This is a genomic window from Micromonospora sp. NPDC047548 (genome assembly GCF_040642975.1).
Taxonomy (GTDB): Bacteria; Actinomycetota; Actinomycetes; order Mycobacteriales; family Micromonosporaceae; genus Micromonospora.
This window is the reverse complement of the sequence record NZ_JBEYTI010000009.1, coordinates 55,870-74,362: the sequence shown is the minus strand read 5'-3', so window position 1 is coordinate 74,362 and position 18,493 is coordinate 55,870. Positions and strand designations below refer to the sequence as shown.

At 75.0% G+C, this 18,493-nt stretch carries 20 protein-coding genes and 1 pseudogene; 11 read left to right on the top strand and 10 right to left on the bottom strand.

The features are described 5' to 3' along the window. Positions 1-72 precede the first annotated feature (72 nt). A complete protein-coding gene (locus ABZ807_RS12430) occupies positions 73-1,119 on the top strand; it encodes a LacI family DNA-binding transcriptional regulator (protein WP_357155760.1) in 1,047 nt (348 codons plus the stop codon). 39 nt (positions 1,120-1,158) lie between these two features. Here the strand turns inward: ABZ807_RS12430 and ABZ807_RS12425 are convergent, their stop codons facing one another. After that, the gene (locus ABZ807_RS12425) at positions 1,159-2,298 is read right to left on the bottom strand and encodes a phosphotransferase family protein (RefSeq protein WP_357155758.1); all 1,140 of its coding nucleotides are present in this window, start codon (positions 2,296-2,298) and stop codon (positions 1,159-1,161) included. A 148-nt stretch (positions 2,299-2,446) separates the two neighbouring features. On the opposite strand from ABZ807_RS12425, the gene ABZ807_RS12420 reads away from it, so the two are divergent. The 4 genes and pseudogenes from ABZ807_RS12420 to ABZ807_RS12405 all read left to right on the top strand — a co-directional run bounded on the left by ABZ807_RS12420 (position 2,447) and on the right by ABZ807_RS12405 (position 5,541). After that, complete coding sequence (locus tag ABZ807_RS12420) at positions 2,447-3,148, top strand: amino acid-binding protein (RefSeq protein ID WP_357155756.1); 702 nt, start codon at positions 2,447-2,449, stop codon at positions 3,146-3,148. A gap of 88 nt (positions 3,149-3,236) precedes the next feature. Continuing rightward, positions 3,237-4,331, top strand: a complete 1,095-nt coding sequence (locus ABZ807_RS12415) for a GNAT family N-acetyltransferase (protein ID WP_357155754.1) — start codon at positions 3,237-3,239, stop codon at positions 4,329-4,331. A 49-nt stretch (positions 4,332-4,380) separates the two neighbouring features. Continuing rightward, positions 4,381-4,708: pseudogene (locus ABZ807_RS12410) on the top strand (IS982 family transposase); the annotation flags it as partial. 635 nt (positions 4,709-5,343) lie between these two features. Then, positions 5,344-5,541 (top strand): DNA-binding protein, encoded by a 198-nt coding sequence (locus tag ABZ807_RS12405; RefSeq protein WP_357155752.1) that lies wholly within the window; start codon positions 5,344-5,346, stop codon positions 5,539-5,541. A 48-nt stretch (positions 5,542-5,589) separates the two neighbouring features. Here ABZ807_RS12405 and ABZ807_RS12400 read toward each other — a convergent pair whose 3' ends face one another. After that, entirely contained in the window at positions 5,590-7,158 is a 1,569-nt protein-coding gene (locus tag ABZ807_RS12400; RefSeq protein ID WP_357155750.1) for an aldehyde dehydrogenase family protein, read from the bottom strand. Positions 7,159-7,571: 413 nt separating this feature from the next. Continuing rightward, positions 7,572-8,339: an LPXTG cell wall anchor domain-containing protein gene (locus ABZ807_RS12395; RefSeq protein WP_357155748.1), complete on the bottom strand. Its 768-nt coding sequence runs from the start codon at positions 8,337-8,339 to the stop codon at positions 7,572-7,574. A gap of 209 nt (positions 8,340-8,548) precedes the next feature. On the opposite strand from ABZ807_RS12395, the gene ABZ807_RS12390 reads away from it, so the two are divergent. Next, positions 8,549-8,722, top strand: coding sequence for a hypothetical protein (locus ABZ807_RS12390; RefSeq protein WP_357155746.1), 174 nt, complete (start codon positions 8,549-8,551; stop codon positions 8,720-8,722). On the opposite strand, the gene ABZ807_RS12385 is transcribed toward ABZ807_RS12390, so the two are convergent. Beyond that, positions 8,688-9,737 carry a hypothetical protein gene (locus ABZ807_RS12385; RefSeq protein WP_357155744.1) on the bottom strand — a complete coding sequence of 350 codons (1,050 nt, stop codon included), beginning with the start codon at positions 9,735-9,737 and terminating at the stop codon, positions 8,688-8,690. The two genes, ABZ807_RS12390 and ABZ807_RS12385, sit on opposite strands and share 35 nt — an antisense overlap. A 136-nt stretch (positions 9,738-9,873) precedes the next feature. Here ABZ807_RS12385 and ABZ807_RS12380 point away from each other — a divergent pair, with 136 nt between their 5' ends. Beyond that, positions 9,874-10,464 carry a sigma factor gene (locus ABZ807_RS12380; RefSeq protein ID WP_357155742.1) on the top strand — a complete coding sequence of 197 codons (591 nt, stop codon included), beginning with the start codon at positions 9,874-9,876 and terminating at the stop codon, positions 10,462-10,464. Here ABZ807_RS12380 and ABZ807_RS12375 read toward each other — a convergent pair. Genes ABZ807_RS12375 through ABZ807_RS12360 form a run of 4 tightly spaced genes read right to left on the bottom strand, consistent with a single transcriptional unit; the run spans position 10,379 to position 12,278 of the window. After that, complete coding sequence (locus ABZ807_RS12375; protein ID WP_357155740.1) at positions 10,379-10,885, bottom strand: GNAT family protein; 507 nt, start codon at positions 10,883-10,885, stop codon at positions 10,379-10,381. The genes ABZ807_RS12380 and ABZ807_RS12375 overlap by 86 nt on opposite strands. A 1-nt stretch (position 10,886) precedes the next feature. Continuing rightward, positions 10,887-11,102, bottom strand: coding sequence for a hypothetical protein (locus tag ABZ807_RS12370; protein WP_357155737.1), 216 nt, complete (start codon positions 11,100-11,102; stop codon positions 10,887-10,889). After that, positions 11,099-12,094: a biotin synthase BioB gene (bioB, locus tag ABZ807_RS12365; RefSeq protein WP_357155734.1), complete on the bottom strand. Its 996-nt coding sequence runs from the start codon at positions 12,092-12,094 to the stop codon at positions 11,099-11,101. Before bioB ends, ABZ807_RS12370 begins: the two co-directional genes overlap by 4 nt. Before the next feature lie 10 nt (positions 12,095-12,104). After that, a complete protein-coding gene (locus tag ABZ807_RS12360) occupies positions 12,105-12,278 on the bottom strand; it encodes a hypothetical protein (protein ID WP_357155731.1) in 174 nt (57 codons plus the stop codon). Between the two features lie 122 nt (positions 12,279-12,400). On the opposite strand from ABZ807_RS12360, the gene ABZ807_RS12355 reads away from it, so the two are divergent. From ABZ807_RS12355 to ABZ807_RS12340, 4 genes are read left to right on the top strand one after another with little or no spacing between them, the layout of a single operon-like run. Then, positions 12,401-13,537, top strand: coding sequence for an 8-amino-7-oxononanoate synthase (locus ABZ807_RS12355; RefSeq protein WP_357155728.1), 1,137 nt, complete (start codon positions 12,401-12,403; stop codon positions 13,535-13,537). Then, on the top strand, positions 13,525-14,268 hold the full coding sequence (bioD, locus tag ABZ807_RS12350) for a dethiobiotin synthase (protein WP_357155726.1): 744 nt from the start codon (positions 13,525-13,527) through the stop codon (positions 14,266-14,268). Before ABZ807_RS12355 ends, bioD begins: the two co-directional genes overlap by 13 nt. A 54-nt stretch (positions 14,269-14,322) precedes the next feature. Then, a complete protein-coding gene (locus ABZ807_RS12345; protein WP_357155723.1) occupies positions 14,323-15,984 on the top strand; it encodes a histidine kinase in 1,662 nt (553 codons plus the stop codon). Next, on the top strand, positions 15,981-16,646 hold the full coding sequence (locus ABZ807_RS12340; protein ID WP_357155721.1) for a response regulator transcription factor: 666 nt from the start codon (positions 15,981-15,983) through the stop codon (positions 16,644-16,646). Before ABZ807_RS12345 ends, ABZ807_RS12340 begins: the two co-directional genes overlap by 4 nt. A gap of 37 nt (positions 16,647-16,683) precedes the next feature. On the opposite strand, the gene ABZ807_RS12335 is transcribed toward ABZ807_RS12340, so the two are convergent. Then, positions 16,684-17,484: an ABC transporter permease subunit gene (locus tag ABZ807_RS12335; protein ID WP_357155718.1), complete on the bottom strand. Its 801-nt coding sequence runs from the start codon at positions 17,482-17,484 to the stop codon at positions 16,684-16,686. Then, the gene (locus ABZ807_RS12330) at positions 17,481-18,404 is read right to left on the bottom strand and encodes an ATP-binding cassette domain-containing protein (protein WP_357155715.1); all 924 of its coding nucleotides are present in this window, start codon (positions 18,402-18,404) and stop codon (positions 17,481-17,483) included. The genes ABZ807_RS12335 and ABZ807_RS12330 overlap by 4 nt, the downstream gene beginning before the upstream one ends. Between the last annotated feature and the right edge of the window lie 89 nt (positions 18,405-18,493).

The window sequence follows — 18,493 nt, the reverse complement described above, 5'->3', positions numbered from 1 at the left end:
ATTCCGGGCGGCTCCGCGCCCGCCCGCTCCCCTTCGGCGGCGCGGGCCCGCCCGACGTCGGAGGAGCAGACGATGACAACGCAGCGCACCCGGTCGCTCGGGCGCCCGACCCTCGACGCGGTCGCCGCCCGCGCGGGCGTCGGGCGCGGCACGGTCTCCCGGGTCGTCAACGGCTCACCCCAGGTCAGCCCGGAGGCCCGGGCCGCGGTCCAGCAGGCCATCGCCGAGCTGGGGTACGTCCCGAACCGCGCCGCCCGGGCGCTGGTCACCCAGCGGACCGACTCGGTGGCCCTGGTGGTCTCCGAGTCCGGGGACCGGGTCTTCACGGAGCCGTTCTTCGCCGGCATCGTCCGGGGCGTCAGCTCCGGCCTGCTGGAGACGTCGCTGCAGCTCTGGCTCGCCATGGTGCAGTCCCCGATCGAGCGGGAACGCGTCGAGCACCACCTGACCAACCAGCATGTGGACGGGGTGCTGCTGCTGTCGCTGCACGACTCCGACCCGCTGCCCACGCTGCTGGAGGAGCGGGACCTGCCCACCGTGCTCGGCGGCCGGCCGGCGCGGATGCTCCAGCCCGGCGTGCGGCCGTCCTGGTTCGTCGACGTGGACAACGTCGGCGGCGCGCGGCAGGCGGTGGAGCACCTGGCCCACCGGGGCCGACGGCGGATCGCCACCATCGCCGGCCCGCAGGACATGGGCGCCGGCCTGGCCCGCCTGGCCGGCTACCGGGACGCCGTCCGGGCCGTCGGCGCCGAGGTCGACCCCCGCATGATCGCGTATGGCGACTTCAGCGAGGGCAGCGGCGCGGCCGGGATGCGCCGGCTGCTGGAGGTCTGCCCGGACCTGGACGCGGTGTTCGTTGCCTCCGACCTGATGGCGTTCGGCGCGCTGCGTACCCTGCGGGAGGCGGGACGCCGGGTGCCCGAGGACGTCGCGGTCATCGGCTTCGACGACGCCCCGATCGCCCGTCAGGCCGACCCGCCGCTGACCACCGTCTTCCAACCGGTGGAGGAGATGGGCCGCCAGATGGCCCGGCTGCTGGTCGCCCGCATCCGCGGCGACGACCTCCCCGCCCCCCACCTCCTCCTCGACACCCACCTCATCCACCGCGCCTCCGCCTGACCCCCCGCACCCCCTTTGCTGCGTCGAACCCGAAGTCGATCACTCCCCCCTGACCGCGCGCAGGCCGTGCGCGACCAGGGGTGTCACCATGTCGCCGATCCGGTCGAAGCCGGGGCCGAGTGTCTGGCCGAGGGTGTGCCGGTAGTGGATGCCCTCGCAGATCACCGCGAGCTTGAAGCAGCCGAGCGCGACGTGCCAGTGCAGCGGCCCGACGTCGACGTCGCTGCGGCCGGCGTACCGCTCGATCAGCTCGGCGCCGGTGGGGAACCCCGCGCGCGGGCCGAGGCCGTCGGCGACCGGGTTGCCGGTGGCGAGGTCGCTGTCGCCGAGCACGTCCCAGTAGGTCAGCAGCAGGCCGAGGTCGGCCAGCGGGTCGCCGAGGGTGGCCATCTCCCAGTCGAGCACGGCGCGGACCGACACCGGGTCGACGGTGGCGAGGAGGTTGTCCAGCCGGTAGTCGCCGTGCACGATCTGCCCGGTGTTGGCGCCCTCCGGAACGGCCTCGGCGAGCAGGTCGCGCAGCTCGTCGATGCCGGGCAGCGGACGGCTGCGGGAACGGTCGAGCTGGCCGGCCCAACGGCGTACCTGCCGGCCGAGGTAGCCCTCGGGGCGGCCGAAGTCGGCCAGCCCGACCCCGGCCGGGTCGACGGCGTGCAGGGCGGCGAGGGTGTCCATCATCGCCAGGGCCAGCTCGCGCCGCTGCTCCGGGCGGAGCGGGTCGGTCTGGGCGCGGGTGCGGAACACCTCGCCGCGGACCCGCTCCATCAGGTAGAAGGGTGCGCCGATCACGTCGGTGTCGTCGCAGAGCAGCAGCGCCGCGGGGACCGGCACGTCGGTGGGCGCGAGGGCGGAGATCACCCGGAACTCGCGGGCCATGTCGTGCGCGGTGGCCAGCACGTGCCCGAGCGGGGGCCGGCGCAGCACCAGCTCCCGCTCGCCCGAGCGCAGCAGGTAGGTCAGGTTGGACTTGCCCCCGGCGATCAGGGTGGCCGCCAGTGGCGCGTTGGCCAGCTCGGGCCGATGGGCGGCCAGGTAGCCGGCGAGCCGGTCGAGGTCCAGACCCCGGGGCGATCCGTCGGCGGCGGAGGTGGCGGGCGCACCGGGGCCGGCGGCGGCGGAAGCGGCGGGGGAGCCGGGAGAACTCCCTGGCCGGAGCGCGTCGACGGCCGGATCGGTCATCCGAATAGTTGATGGCAGCTCAGCTTTGTTGTCAAGGTCGGATTTGCGTGCGGGACATGCCCCCGCAACAGGGACGAAATGGTCAACCGGCAGGCTGGTGTCCAGCCTGCCGGCCGCCACGGTCGGTTCGCCGAGCGGAGGGACAGACATGCTGCTGAGAGTTCGGGTGACCCTGCCGGACCGCCCCGGCACGCTCGGCCAGGTGGCCCGCACGCTTGGCGTCTCCGGCGCCGACATCGTCCAGGTGGTCGTCCTGGAACGGCTCGGTGGGCGGGCCGTGGACGACTTCACCGTGGTCTGGCCGGGCGCCGCCCGGGTGGAGCGGATGATGGCGGGCCTGGCTGCCATCCCCGGGGTACGCGTGGACGGCGTCTGGCGGGCGATCGGCGCCCCGATCACCACCGGTCAGGACGCTGAGCTGCTGGCCCAGATCGCCGCGAACCCCGCCGACGGGGTGGCCACCCTGGTCGACGCGGTGCCCGGGCTCCTCGCCGCCGACTGGGCGGTGGCCGCGGTGGTGCCGGTGGACTGGGCCTCGCGTACCGGCGGGGGGACGGCGACCGTGGGGCACGCCAGCTGGCGGGCGCCCGAGCCGCCGGTGCTGCCCGAGGTGACCCCGCTGCGGGCACGGGCCCTGGCCGGCGCGGACGGCAGCCACTACGCGATCGCGCCGTTCGGCCGGGCCGGCCTGGTGCTGGTGGTCGCGCGCGAGCACACCGAGCCGCTCACCGCGGCCGCGTTCCACGCCACCGAGGTGGATCGGCTGGCCCAGCTGGTCCGGGCCAGCGCGGTGATCCTCGGCGACCGGCTCGACCTGGTCGGCGTGCCGCCCGTGACCGGCGTCACGTGAGCACGGGCAACGGTTCCCGATGCGTCACCGCCGGGCAACGGCGTGGCAACAGCCGCCCGGCACTGTCGTAACGGGGAAGGGAGCGGACATGGCGCTGTGGCGGATTCGAGCCACCGTGGACGACCGACCGGGCTACCTGTCGGTGCTCACGGCGAGTCTCGCGTTGCGGGGGGTCAACATCCTCACCGTGCAGGTGCACACCACCGAGGCGGGAGCGGTCGACGACTTCCTCGTCGACGCGCCGGACGCGTTGGGCGAGGCGGACCTGGTCGCCGCCGTGGAGCGGGGCCGGGGGCGGGACTGCTGGGTGGCGCGCAGCGGGGCGCGCGGCCTGGTCGACCAGCCGACCCGGGTGCTGGGGCTGGCCACCCGGCTGGTGCGGGACCCGGACGCGACCGGGGAGGTGTTACGCGCCATGCTCGGCGCGGACGAGGTGAGCTGGCGACCGGCGCCGGCCGGCCCGCACGGCGGCGTCGGCGCGGCGAGGATGCTGCTGGCCGATCCGGCCGGCGGGTCGTACGAGCTGCGCCGGCGGGCGCCCAGCTTCACCCCGGCCGAGTACGCCCGGGCGCAGGCGCTGGTCGAGCTGGCGGCCACCGTGGCCCGCCGGGAGGCCGACCGGGTGACCCTGGTGCTGTCCGACGGCGCGGAGCTGGTGGTCCGTCCGGCCACCGCCGACGACCTGGCCGGCGTGGTCGACCTGCACGAGGCGTGCTCGGCGCGCAGCCGGCAGCGGCGGTACTTCGGGGGCGGGGCGTTGCCGGCGCCGGCCCGGATGCTTCGCCTGCTGGAGCCGAGCCGGGGGACCACGCTGGTGGCGACGACCGGCGGGGCGGCGGAGCCGGTCGTCGCGATGGCCAACCTGCTCGGTGAGGGCGACGAGGCCGAGGCGGCCCTGCTGGTGCGGGACGACTGGCAGCGGCGCGGCCTCGGGTCGGCGCTGCTCCGCCGGCTGCTCGGGCACGCCGACCGGTCCGGGTACGCGGCCGTGCTGCTGCATGTGCAGGCGGAGAACAGCCCGATGCTGCGCACCGTACGCCGGCTCGGGCGGCCGGCGCCGGTCGAGCGGGACGGCTCGCTGCTCACCGTCACGGTGCCGCTGGCCGCCTGCGGGGAGGGCACGGGGCGGCTCGCCCTGCCGAGGCAGGCGGACGCGACCGCCCGCGGGGACCGGGCGGGCTGAGACGACGGCCGTGCCGGGCCCGGAGACGGGACGGCGCGGGCGGCCGCCCGGCCTACTGCTGATCACCGACAAGGGCTTCGCCTCCAAAACGGTTCGAGACCGACCTGGCCGAACGCGGGGCCACGCTGCTGCGCCCGGCGCGCAAGAAGGAACAGCCCCGGGCAGGGCAGGCACTGCTCAAGGCGATCCGGCAGCTGATCGAGTCGGTCAACGACACGCTCAAGGGCCAGCTCGATCTGGAGATGCACGGCGGGCGTACCTTCGCCGGCATCGCTGTCCGGGTTGGGCAACGTCTGCTGGCCATGGCGGCCGCAATCTGGCACAACCACAAGACCGGACAACCGGTGACCCGCAGCCTGATCGCCTACGACCAGTGAACGGGCAGATAGCTCCCCGCATCACTCGTCTAGGGCCGGGCCGTCCCGGTCCGTCTGCGGTCGCCTCTCGACCCCCGCACGGGCACGGCGAGCAGGAACCGCGCGTAGAGGTCGACCACCGGCACCATCGGGAGGTCGTTCACGGCGGTCACGAACAGGCCCGCGAGGTAGGTCGTCGCCGCCCAGGGGTCGCCGGCCGCGAGGCTGGCACGCGCGTCCGGACAGGGGTAGGGCTGTTTACACGCCTCACAGTTCCATGCCGGGCGTAGCGGCCGGTGGGCGCTCACCAGCGCCGCCCCGCGTTGGCCCGGTACGCCTGGGCGGGCGTCAACCACCCCGCGCGGCCGGGCTGCGGGTACGCGACCGTCGGCGCATCGACCCACGCCGGGCGCGGCGGCGCTGGCTCGGCTGGCTCCGGCGTCCGGTGCCGGTCCGGGCAGGCCCGCCAGCGCAGGCCGCAGACACAGCGCCGGGACCAGCGGCGGCGACGGTGGACGAGATCGGACGGTATCGGCTCCGTTGCTCGGCGTAGACGCATAGGTCGATGCTCGCGACTGACGCGTCACTTGTCAAGGTGCAGGGTGCGGCTTGACAGGGTGCAGTTTGACCGGGCATGGCGTGGCTAACCTGCGCCCATGCCGAGGCACCTGTACGGACGGGGCGAGATCGCCCGCCGACTCGGCGTGAGCAGGCAGCGCGCGGCGGAGATCATGGCGCGGCCGGACTTCCCCGAGCCGTACGACGTCCTCGGCATGGGCGCGGTCTGGCGCATCGCCGACGTCGAGGCGTGGATACGGGAGCATCGGCCCCACCTCGCCGAGGACGCGGGCTAGGAAGCCTCCTCGGCCGCGATCTCGGCGAGCCGCCGACGTAGGGGCGAGCTAGAGATTCGGCGGTAGGGACGTCCAGTCTTGGAAGTTGCCGTAGAGCCGGCCGTCGCCGCCCTGGGTGACCGCCTGCACGAGCAGGTCCCCGCCGACGAAGGCGCCCTTCCAGGAGGCGCCCCGGCCGCCGAACGGCTCCTCCCGGTCGCCCCGGGAACGCGGCTTGTTGATGCCCACCTTGAACGCCTGCAGGTCCACCGCGAGCTTGCCGGCCAGCTCCTCGTCGTCGCAGGCCAGCGAGGCCACCAGCGCGCCGTTGGAGGCGTTCATCGCGGCCAGCAGCTCGTCGGTGGTGTCCACCACGACGATGGTGTCGACCGGGCCGAACGGCTCGGCGTGCATCAGCCGGGACCGGCCGGGCGGGGCGAGCAGCACGGCCGGCGCCACGTACGCCGAGGTGTCCTGACCGTCGAGGAAGGGCGCCCGGTCGAGCTTGCCGCGGTGCAGCGGCACGGCGCCGCCGCGTACCGCCTCGTCGACCTTGCGGCGCAGCTCGTCGGCCTTGGCGGCGCTGATCAGCGGGCCGAAGTCCAGCTCGGGCAGCGGGTCGCCGGCCCGCCAGGTCTCGTCCACCGCGAGTGGATGGCCGAACCGGATCGAGTGGACCACCGGCAGGTACATGTCGAGGAACTCGTCGACCAGGTCGCGCTGGACCACGAAGCGCGGGTACGCGGTGCAGCGCTGCTTGCCGTACTCGAAGCCCTTCTTCAGGTGCGCGGCGAGCAGGTCCCACCGGGAGAAGTTCCAGACGCCCCAGGCGTTGAGGCCCTCCTGCTCGATGAAGTGCCGCTTGTCGGTGTCGAGCAGCGCGGCGGCCACCTTGCCGCCGTTGGACCGTCCGCCGACGAAGGCCACCGCGCCGATCTCGGGCGCCCGGACGAGCACCTCGGAGAGCTCCTCGCCGCTGCCGGAGAGCAGGGTGGCGGGAAGCCCGGCGCGGCGCATCAGGGCGTGCGCCACGGTCAGGCAGACCGCGCCGCCCTGCGACGGGGTCTTGGCGATGACCGCGTTGCCGGCGAGCAGCTGTACCAGCTCCGCGTGGACCAGCACGCTCATCGGGTAGTTCCAGGAGGCGATGTTGCTGACCGGGCCGGGTAGCGGCTCCCGGCCGCCGGCCAGCATCCGGTCGATCTCGTCGACGTACCAGCGGACGCCGTCCAGCGCGCGGTCGACGTCGGCGCAGGCGAGCCGCCAGGGCTTGCCGATCTCCCAGACCAGCAGCAGGGCCAGCAGGTCGCGGTGCGCGGTGAGGGCGTCCAGCGCCTCGCCGACCCGCGCCTTGCGCTCGGCGAGCGGGGTCGCCGCCCAGTCGCGGTGCGCGGTGGCGGCGTGGGCGACCGCGGCGCGCGCGGTGTCGGCGTCCAGCCGTGGCAGGTTGACCAGCACGGTGTTGTCGACCGGGGTGCGGACGGCGCTGGGCGCCCCGACCGCCCGCCACTGCCCGGAGACCAGGTTGTGCAGGGTGGTGACGCCGTCGGCCTCGGGCCCGAAGGCCTCCGGCGCGGCGGCCATCGCGCGGGCGAGGGTGTCGGACCAGGCGGTGCCGTCGGCGAGTCGTAGAGCCATCGCGTTCTCCTCAGGGTCGACCGGGGGAGCGGCGGCGTCGATGGCACCGCTGGTGTCGCGTACTGTCCCGCGCGGCCGAGGGCGGCGGCAACAGTACGTTCGTATGCCAGGACACGAGGCCCGCCCCGGGTACGGCCGGCGGGCACCTCACCGTTCGCCGGCCAGGACCACGACCAGGGGGTACGTCTTTCAGTCATCGAGGCTGATCGATAATGTGACGAATCTCCGGGCGACGTCGACCGGGCACCCGGACGGTTCGACCCGGCCGGGATCCTCGTGAGTTGCCCAATCGGCGGCACGCGCGGGTGCCCGTGGGCGAACGGGTACCCGCCGTGCGCGGGGGAGGACGGCACAGAGACGGAACCGGCCGCCGGACGGGAGTCCGACGGCCGGTGCTGTCCGCTGTGGAGGGGTCAGCTGGTGAAGGTGATCCGGTCGCGCCGGCGCCGCAGCACCGTCAGCGCCACGCCGCCGCCGATCAGGGCCAGGCCGGCCAGCGCGGTGCTGGTCGCCGCCACGCCGGTGATCGGGAGGGTGCCGTCGTCCTCGCCGCCACCGTTACCGCCGCCGGGCGCGCCCGGGCTGGTCGATTCGCCTGGGCTGGTCGATTCGCCCGGGCTGGTCGGGGTGCCGGGTTCGGTCGGCGTCGGCGACTCGGTCGAGGAGGTGCACGGCTGGAGCCAGAAGACCTTGTGCTTGGCGTCGGAAGACTTGCCGTCGGTCAGGTCCACGTCCAGCTTGATGTGGTAGCCCTGCTTCGCGTTGATCTCCAGGCCGGCCAGGTCGAGGTCCTTGGCGGAGATCCTGATGACCTCGTCGTGGTCGTTCTCCGCGCCGCTGGCCGGGTCGTCGCTGATCAGGTGGTTCTTGACCGACCAGACGACCTTGTCCTTCGGCTGGCTGGACGGCGGCTGCGACCACAGGGTGATGTCGGCCCGCTGTCCCTGATCGAAGTTGAAGAACTCCAGCTCGAACTCGCAGGTGACGTGCGGCTGGTTGTCGACCCTGTCACTGAACGGAGCGCCGTCGATCTTGACCGTGCCGTTGTCGCCATTCGGGTTGTGGCCACCGGGGGCAGCCTGAAGAGCGGCGCTCGCCCAGGCCGGGGCGGCAAAGGCGAGGCAGGCCGTGGTGGCGGCCGCGGTGAGGGCCGCGCGCGCCACGTACCGACGCTGGGGCATGAGGATTCCTCCGAGATCGGTAGAGGGGACGGCACATGATCCCATACCCGGCATCGCGGTGCCACATCGGGCGATCGGCCTGAGCGGGGGCGCCGCGACGGAGGCGATCCGGGAATCCGGTCAGATGGCGGGCCCGTTTGCGGCGTGTCGATGTAACGCGGACGAGGCTGTGGACGCTTCGGGCTGTCGCCACGACGTACACCTTCCGGGTGGTCGCGGTGGACGCGGCCGGCAACGTCTCCGCGGCCTCCGCGCCGGTCACCGTGACCACCGCGGACCCGCCCGCCGCCGGCTCCTGCAAGGCGGGCCACCCACACCGGCTCGAACCCCAAGCCCACGCCTTCACCCTCAACGGCGCCCCCGGCACGGTCGCCGGACACTGACTCGCCGAGATCTTGGACAGTTGCCGTGCACACCGGACGGCAACTGTCCAAGATCCATCTCTGCGCATGCCAGCCGGCGGCGGTCAGGGCGCGGTGCAGGGTGGCGGCGACCTCGTCGGGGCGGGCGCGGACCAGCCACGCCGGGAAGCGCAGGATCCGGTCGCCGGACGCCCAGACGTCGTTCTGCCGCGCCATGTCCGCCGCCCAGTGGCGGACGTCCATGTGGTGCGACCCGTCGATATTCGACGTGCAGCCCCCATTCCCGCCAGTACGCGTCCAGCCAGCGGACCCGTCCGGCGGCCTCGGCGCGACGATGTTGCAGCTCCGGCCGGGGAAGGCCGTGCCGGCGGCACAGCCGGACGAAGTCGATCTCCGACAGCGCCTCCGCCCCACCGGCGATGTCGGCGAGGGTCTGCCGGATCAGTTGTCGACGCGGTGCGCGGGGCAGCGCGTCGACCACCGCCCGGATCTCCTCCGGGGTGACCCGGCGCTGTTGGCAGCCGGCGGCCAGCGTCGACTGCGCCTCGTCGACGTCGCGCGCCCAGCCGGCGGCGTCCACCAGTGCGCGGGCCGTGGTGGTGCGGGTGGGGCGGGCCAGTTGCAGATGCGCGCCGGGCAGCACCGACGTGCGGTGCAGGATGACGGGTGCCATGTCGATCGGCATCCGGCGCAGCACCGTCCGGGCGGCCCGGCGCGCCGCAGGCACCAGCACGTGCAGCGGATCCTGGCGCAGCCCCCGTACGCCGGCCTCGGTGGCGGCGGTCGCGCCGGCCAGCACCGCGTCCGGGCCGGCGGCGAGCACGGCCACCCACAACTGCTGGTCCCGCGTCAGCCGGCCGTTTCCGGTGAGCAGGACGCCCCGGCAGATGGACCGCCAGCGTCCCGACCGGACCATCCCGCGTACCACGCCCTCGGTGAGCAGCCGGGTCGCCTGGGTGGTCCGCAGCACGCCGGACTGCTCGAACGCCAGCCAGTCGAGGGCGTCGGCCCGGTCGGAGGGAATGGACGGCGACACCGGTCGAGTCTGACCGCCCTGCGGCACCCTCACCGCCAGAACCCCGACAGTCCCTGCCCACGATCCGCACGGATTGAGAAACTGGCCGGCGTACCCACCCGGGGGGGCGGGCGCCGGGCGCCGGGCGTGTTCCCGGGTGGAGGTGGGTGTGGACCCTGAGGAGTCGTTCCGGGCGTACGTGTCCGGGCGGATCTCGGCGCTGTCCCGGGCGGCGTGGCTGCTGACCGGCGACCGGCACCAGGCCGAGGACCTGGTGCAGCTCACGTTGGTCCGGGTGGCCCGCCACTGGGAGCGGGTGAGCGCGAGCGGCGACCCCGACCCGTACGTGCGGCGGACGATGTACAGCCAGCACGTCTCGTTGTGGCGACGATGCTGGCGCAACGTGGTGGTGCCTCCGGCCCTGGTGCTGGCCGTGGCGGTGGCACCGTCGCTGGCGGCGCACCCTGCCCGCCGGCCCGGGTGGCTCCGGGTTCCCGGCCGATCCGCCCTGGCCGCCCCCACCATGGCTGTCGAAGCCGGCCGACGGGGCGGGACCGCCGTCCGGACCGGCCGGCGGGGCGGGACCGGCGTCCGGACCGGCCACCGCCCGACTGACCGGAATCCGGCGTGCGGTCGGGGCCGCGAGGCGGTGGCCCCGACCGTCAGCCGACCAGGTCGTCGGCGAGCAGATCCATCAGCAGGGCGTCGTGCCAGGTGCCGTCCTCGGCGCGCTCGTAGCGGCGCATGATGCCGACCGGGCGGAAGCCCACCTTGGCGTACGCGCGGATCGCGGCGGTGTTCGCCGCCGCCGGGTCGATGGTGAGCCGGTGGTGGCCGTGCGCGTCGACCAGGTGCCGGGCCAGCGTGCGGATGGCGTCCCCGCCCAGCCCGGTGCCGCGTACCGCCGGGTCGAGGAAGATGTCCAGGCCGGCGTGGCGGTAGTCGGGGTCGGGTTCGGCGTACCACTGGATCGCGCCGACCACCCGGCCGTCGTGCTCGACCGCGTACACCGTCACGTCGTCGTCGGCCAGGTCGGCGCGGACGGCGGCGACGAGGTCGTCACCGCCGCGCCACCAGCGGCGGACCTCCGGGGTGGCCCGGATCGCCGCGAGGGCGGGCACGTCCGCGTCCGTCACCGGCCGCAGCGTCACCGACCGCCCCCGCAGCATGTCAGCCCCGGATCTCGCCGTGTTCGACGCAGGTGGCCGACCAGCCGACCGGCAGCACCTGCACCTTCATGCGGCGGCGGCACCGCGCGCAGTAGCGCGGTGGCTCCAGTGCCCGGGCCGCGGCGCACGCCGGGTGCGGGCCCGCCCCGGCCGGCTCCCCGCAGCGGTCGCACCAGGTCACCGCTGGCTCCACAACGTCGCTCACCGTCGGCCTCACAGGGTGGCGGAGAGCGCCTTGACGGGCATCTTCAGGTCGTCGAGCATCTTCAGATCGTCGGTGGCCGGCCGGCCCAGGGTGGTCAGGTAGTTGCCGACGATCACCGCGTTGATGCCGCCGAGCAGGCCGTCCCGGGTGCCCAGGTCGCCGAGGGTGATCTCGCGGCCGCCCGCGTACCGCAGGATGGTGCGCGGCATGGCCAGCCGGAACGCGGCGATGGCGCGCAGCGCGTCCTTGCCCTCCACCACCGGCTGGTCGCCCAGCGGGGTGCCCGGGCGGGGGTTGAGGAAGTTCAGCGGCACCTCGTGCGGGTCCAGCTCGGCGAGCTGCGCGGCGAACTCGGCCCGCTGCTCCACCGTCTCGCCCAGGCCCAGGATGCCGCCGGAGCAGACCTCCATGCCGGATTCGCGGACCATCCGCAGCGTCTCCCAGCGCTCCTCCCAGGAGTGCGTGGTGACCACGTTCGGGAAGTGGGAGCGGCAGGTCTCCAGGTTGTGGTTGTAGCGGTGTACGCCCATGTCGACCAGCTCGTCGACCTGCTCCTGGCTGAGCATGCCCAGCGACGCGGCGACCTGGATGTCGACCTCCGCCTTGATGGCGGCGACACCCTCGCGCATCTGCTTCATCAGCCGGGCGTCCGGGCCGCGCACGGCGGCCACGATGCAGAACTCCGTCGCCCCGGTCGCCGCGGTCTGCTTCGCCGCCTCGACCAGCGAGGGGATGTCCAGCCAGACCGACCGGACCGGGGAGGTGAACAAGCCGGACTGGGAGCAGAAGTGGCAGTCTTCCGGGCAGCCGCCGGTCTTCAGCGACACGATGCCCTCGACCTCGACCTCCGGGCCGCACCAACGCATCCGCACCTCGTGGGCGAGCTGGAGGACGGCGGGCAGGTGCTCGTCGGGCAGATTCAGCACGGCGAGGACACCGGCCTCGTCGAGGCCGACGCCGTTGCCCAGCACCTGGGTACGGGCCTGGTCGAGGATGTCTGGCATGGCTCGTACCCTACAAGGCCGCCCGGCGCCGAGAGACGGCCGCTTCGCCGGGCTCCGGATGTCCGGTGTCGGTCAGCTCGCCGGCCAACAGCGCCCGCGCGGGTGCCGGGAGGCCCGGGTCGGCGGCGGCCAGCAGCAGGGCGAGAGCGCGCCAGCGGCGCCAAGATCGCTTCGTCGGGCTCATCCGTCAACCCTGGGAGCTGAACCGAGGTTGAGGTCAAGGCGAACCGAGTGGATCCACCGGGCCCCGGCGGGCGGGTGGTAACTTCGCCCGGCGGATGCGGTCGACGGCGTGGGGAGTGACGGGTGGCGGACTGGCTGGCGGCGCTCGACCGCCGCGCCGAGCTGCGGGCCAGGGCCGGGCTCACCCGTACGCTGCACCCCCGTCCCGCCGGTGACGCCGTGGTCGACCTGGCCGGCAACGACTACCTCGGCCTGGCCACCCACCCCGAGGTCACCGCCGCCGCCGCGCGGGCCCTGGCCGCGTACGGGCTGGGGGCCACCGGGTCGCGGCTGGTGCGCGGCTCCACCGACGCCCACCACGCGCTGGAGGACACCCTCGCCGGCTGGCTCGGCATCGACCGGGCGCTGGTCTTCTCCTCCGGCTACCTGGCCAACCTGGCGGCCGTCCGGGGTCTCGTCCAGCCCCGTACGCTGCTCGTCTCCGACGCGCACAACCACGCCTCGCTGATCGACGGCTGCCGGATCTCCGGCGCGGAGACGGTGGTGACCCCGCACGCCGACGTCGACGCGGTGGCCGCGGCACTCGCCACCGCCCCCGGCCGCCCGGCCGTCGTGGTGACCGAGTCGGTCTTCTCCGTCGACGGGGACCTCGCCCCGCTGGCCGCGCTGCACGCGGTCGCCCGCCGGCACGGCGCGCTGCTGCTGGTCGATGACGCGCATGCCCTCGGCGTCACCGGGCCGGCCGGCGCCGGCGCGGTCGCCGCAGCGGGGCTGGCCGGCGAGCCGGACGTGGTGGTCACCGCCACCCTGTCCAAGGCGCTCGGCGGCGCGGGCGGCATGGTCGCCGGCCCGGCCGAGTTCGTCCGGCACCTGGTCGAGACCGGCCGTACCTTCATCTTCGACACCGCGCCGCCCCCGGCGGTCGTCGCCGGCGTGCACGCCGCCGTCGGCCTGGCCCGGGCCGGCGACGACCTGCGGGCGGAGCTGGCCGACCGGGCCGCGTCGGCGGTGCGCCGGCTGACCGCCGCGGGGCTGGCCGTCTCCGCGCCCGACGCGGCCGTGGTGTCGGTGACCGCCCCCGGGCCGGAGGCCGCCACCGCCTGGGCCGCCGACTGCCGCGACCGCGGCGTCGCGGTCGGCTGCTTCCGACCGCCCTCCACCCCGGACAGCCGATCCCGGCTGCGGCTCACCATCTCCGCCGGGGTGCCGCGGGTGGACTTCGAACGGGCCCTGGAGATCATTGTGGAGTGTGCCCCGTGAGCGCGACGGCACCGTGGAAGGGTGCGGTGCTGGTCACCGGCACCGACACCGAGGTGGGCAAGACGGTGGTGACCGCGGCCGTCGCGGCGGCCGCGCAGGCCGCCGGCATGCGGGTCGCGGTGGTCAAGCCCGGCCAGACGGGTACGGCCACCGGTGAGCCCGGCGACGTCGACTCGGTGACCCGGCTGGCCGCCCCGCTGACCGGGCGGACCCTGGCCAGCTACCCGGACCCGCTCGCCCCGCTCGCCGCGGCCCGGGTCGCCGAGCTGGAGCCGCTGGAGCTCTACACCGCCGTCGACGCCATCCGCGAGGAGGCCGACAAGCACGACCTGGTGCTGGTCGAGGGGGCCGGCGGGCTGCTCGTACCGATGGGGTTGCGCCCCTCCGGGGAGCCGTGGACCGTCGCCGACCTCGCGGTCTCCCTCGGCGCCCCCGCCGTGGTGGTGGCCCGGGCCGGCCTCGGCACGCTCAACCACACCGCGCTGACCCTGGAGGCGTTGGAACGGCGGGCGATCCCGGCCGGCGTGGTGATCGGCGCCTGGCCCGCCGAGCCGGAGCTGGTGCACTGGGCCAACCTGACCGACCTGGTGCCGGACCTGCTCGGCGCGCTGCCGGCGGGCGCCGGGGCGATGGACCCGGGCGTGTTCCGCCGCTCCGCTCCCGGCTGGCTCACCCCCGCCCTGTACGGCGTGCTCGACGACTGGCGCGCCTGGGCCGAGGACATCAGCTGACCACCTGACCTTCGTCGGTGCTCGGGCCGGCCGGGCGTCGGTATCCTGGCCGGCGTGCGCGAACGCGGAATCTGGCGCCGGGTGGACCGGCGGGTGGCCGGCGACGTGGCGCTCTGGGCGGTGCTCGCCGCCCCGGTGGTGTACGCCCGGCTGACCCCGCCGTACGAGCGGTACGTCGTACCGCTGCTGGTCGGCTCGGTGCTCCTGCTGGCTGCGGCGGTGGCGGTGGGCCGGCGGCTGCCCGCGGTGGCCGTGGTGCTGGTGCTGCTCGGCTCGGTGGCGGACGGCAACTTCGTCTTCGCCCTGCTGGCGTTCAGCTACCTGGCTGGGCGGCGCGGGGAACGGGCGGCCCCCGCCGGGGTGCTCTTCGCCGTGGTGGCGACCGGCGGGACGGTGCTGCACCTGGTGCTCCTGGACACCGGCATGGCGACCTGGTTCCTGCTCAGCTGCGTGCTGCTGGGCGCCGGGGTGTTCCCCTGGCTGGTGGGCCGCTACCGGCGGCAGCAGCAGGCGCTGGTGCTGGCCGGCTGGGAGCACGCCGAGGCGGTGGAACGCGAGCAGCGGGGCGCCGCTGAGCGGATCCGGCTGCGGGAACGGGCCCGGATCGCCCAGGAGATGCACGACTCGCTCGGCCACGAGCTGAGCCTGATCGCGCTGCGCGCCGCCGCCCTGGAGGTCGCCGGCGACCTCGACCCGCGGCACCGATCGGCGGCCGGCGAGCTGCGGGCCAGCGTCGCGGCGGCCACCGAACGGCTGCACCGGATCATCGGGGTGCTGCGGGAGGCGGACGCCCCGGCCAGCACCCGCCCCGCCGGGGAGAGCGTCGCCGACCTGGTCGACGGCGCGCGCGAGGCGGGCATGGCGGTGTGCCTGCGCCGCGCGCCGGAGGCCGCGGACCTGCCGGAGCCGACCGCGCACGCCGCGCACCGGGTGGTCCGCGAGGCGCTGACCAACGCCGCCCGGTACGCCCCCGGCGCACCGGTCACCGTCACCATCACCGGCGTCGCCGACCGGGTCGAGGTGCGGGTGGTCAACGCGGCGCCACCGGCCGGTCCGCTGCCCGGTCCGCCGTCGCACGGCTCCGGCCTGGTCGCGCTCCGCGAACGGGTACGCCTCGCCGGCGGCACCCTCGACGCCGGCCCGACCGGCGACGGGGGCTTCGCCGTGTCGGCCCGGCTGCCGCTGGCCCCGGCGGACGCGACGTCGCCGGCCGGGCCGGCCCGGCTGCCGTCGCCACCGTCGGGCGCATCGTCGGCGGGTGTCGCGGCGACGGGTGTCGCGGCGGCGGTGGGTGCGACGGACCGTGGTGGGTCGGGGCGTGCGGCCCGCCGGTGGGAGGGCGGGCCGTCCGACGTCCCGGGTGTGGCGCGGCAGCGGTTGCAGGACGCCCGGCGCGGGGTGCGGCGCAGCCTGCTCGCGGCGCTCGCCGCGCCACCCGCCGTCGCGCTGCTGCTGTCGCTGGCCTACTACCCCGTCGTCACCACGGGGGCGGTGCTCGACGGCCCCGCGGTCGAGCGGATGCGGATCGGCACGCCCCGCTCCGAGCTGGCCGGGTTGCCCCGCCGTCAGGTCGAGCCACCCCCCGACCAGCCCGCCCCGGCCGGTGGGGCCACCTGCGAGTACTACACCGACGGCAACTTCCCCCTCGCCCAGCCCACCTGGCGGCTCTGTTTTCTCGACGGCCGCCTGACCAGCAAGGAACGGACGACGACGTGACCAGTGACGGCGTACCGGTCACCGTGCTGCTCGCCGACGACGAGGCGATGGTCCGGGCCGGGGTGCGGGCCATCCTCGCCGCCGATCCCGGCATCGAGGTGGTCGCCGAGGCGGGCGACGGCCGGGCGGCGGTGGAGCTGACCCGGGCGCACCGGCCCCGGGTCGCGTTGCTGGACATCCGGATGCCGAAGCTGGACGGCCTCGCCGCCGCCGCGCAGATCCGCCGGCTGGTGCCGGCGACGGCCACCGTCATGCTCACCACGTTCGGCGAGGACGAGCACGTGGCCCGGGCGCTCGGCCATGGCGCCAGTGGTTTCCTGCTCAAGGCGGGTGACCCCCGGGAGTTGATCACCGGCGTGCGCGCGGTCGCCGAGGGCGGGGCGTACCTGTCGCCGCGGGTGGCCCGCCGGGTGATCGAGCTCAACGGCGACCGGATGGCCCGGGTGCCGGCCGCCCGGGACCGGACCGCCGGGCTGACCGACCGGGAACGCGAGGTGCTCGGCCTGGTCGGGGCGGGACTCTCCAACGCCGAGATCGCCCGCCGGCTCTTCCTCACCGAGGGGACCGTGAAGGGCTACCTGACCAGCATCTTCACCCGCCTCGACGTCCGCAACCGGGTGCAGGCGGCGATCATCGCGTACGAGGCGGGGCTGGCCGGCTGACCGGCCGGCCCCGCCTCGGGCGGTGCGGTGCGGTCGCTCAGGCGTCGCGGCGGCGCAGCGTGGACCGGCCGACCGCCAGCGCCGCGACGGCCCAGCCGGCCAGCAGCACCAGCCCGGCCACCGGCGGGTACGGGTCGGTGTCCCCGGCCATGAAGTGCCCGCCGGCCACCCCCGGGAAGGCGTCGGAGATCCGGGTCAGCGGGGTGATGTCCGGCTCCTGCAACGACAGCGGCACGATCATCAGGACGGCGAAGAGCACGGTGAGCGTCAGCACCGCGCTGCGCAGCGCCGCCCCGAGACCGAGGGCCAGCACCCCTACCAGCGCCAGGTAGGTCGCCGTCGCCAGCACGTCGCCGAGCGTCCCGGCCAGTGGGACGCTGCCCCACTCGCCGAGCAGCGGACTGGCCGCGAGGATGCCGACCAGGCCGAGCAGCAGCCCGAAGCCGAACGTCACCCCGCCGGCCACCACCGCCTTGGCCGCCAGCACCCGGCCGCGCGACGGGGTGCATCGCAGGGTGGTCCGGATGGTGCCGGTGGCGTATTCGCCGGTGATGGCGAGCAGGCCGATCGCCAGCACCGCGTACTGGGTGAGCTCCATGGCGCCGATCAGGACGCTGCCGACGGTGACCACGCCCCGGTCGTCGGTCGGGTCGTCGTTGGTGTTGTCGTTGGACGCGTAGATGGCCAGCTGCGCGGCCGTGGCCGCCATCAGCAGCACCCCGGCCAGCAGGGTCCACCAGGTGGCCCGCACCGACCAGAGTCGCGTCCACTCGGCGGCCACCGCCCCGGCGAAGCCACCGCCCCGGGTGGTCGGGCGAGTGGGGGAGAGCGCGCTCACCGAACCCCGCCTCCCACGTACTCGACCGCGTCGCCGGTCAGCCGCATGAACGCCTGCTCCAGGGTCGCGGCCACCGGGGTCAGCTCGTGCAGCGGCACGCCCAGCTCGTACGCCAGGTCGCCGATCCGGGCGGCGGTGGTCCCGGTGACGGTCAGGCCGTGCGTGCCGTCGGGTGCCACGCCGTACCCCTCGGCGGTCAACCGCCCGGCCAGCGTGACCAGCGACTCGGGGCGTGGCCCGCGGACTCGCACGGAGGCGGTGGTGTCGGCCGCGAGGATCTCCGCGATGGGCGCGTCCGCGATCAGCCGGCCCTTGCCGATCACCACCAGGTGGGCGGCGGTCTGCTCCATCTCGCTCATCAGGTGGCTGGACAGCAGCACCGTCCGTCCCTCGGCGGCGAGGGTCGCGGTGAGCTGCCGGATCCAGCGCACCCCGTCCGGGTCGAGGCCGTTCACCGGCTCGTCGAACATCAGCACCGGCGGGTCGCCGAGCAGCGCCCCGGCGACCCCGAGGCGCTGCGCCATGCCGAGCGAGAGGGTCCGCCCCGGCTTGGCGGCGGCCCGGTCGTCCAGGCCGGCGAGGATGAGGACCTCGTCCACCCGCCGGACCGGGATGCCGTTGCTGCGGGCCATCGCCAGCAGGTGGGCCCGGCCCGACCGGGAGGGGTGGATCTCCCGGGCGTCGAGGAGCGCGCCCACCTCGCGTAGCGGATGACGCAGCTCCCGGTACGCGCGCCCGCCGACCAGTGCCCGGCCGGCGGTGGGCCGGTCCAGCCCGAGCACCATCCGCATGGTGGTGGACTTGCCGGCCCCGTTGGGCCCGAGGAACCCGGTGACCCGCCCGGAGGCGATGTCGACGGTCAGGTTGTCGACGGCCTTCACCGCCCCGAACCGCTTCGTCAACCCACGTAATGTGATCATGCGTTGACGGTAGGAACCCACGGTCGTTCGCCGCTGCTGTCGATCGGCGGTGGCCCACCCCCACCTTCGTCAGGTCCGACGCTGGCGGC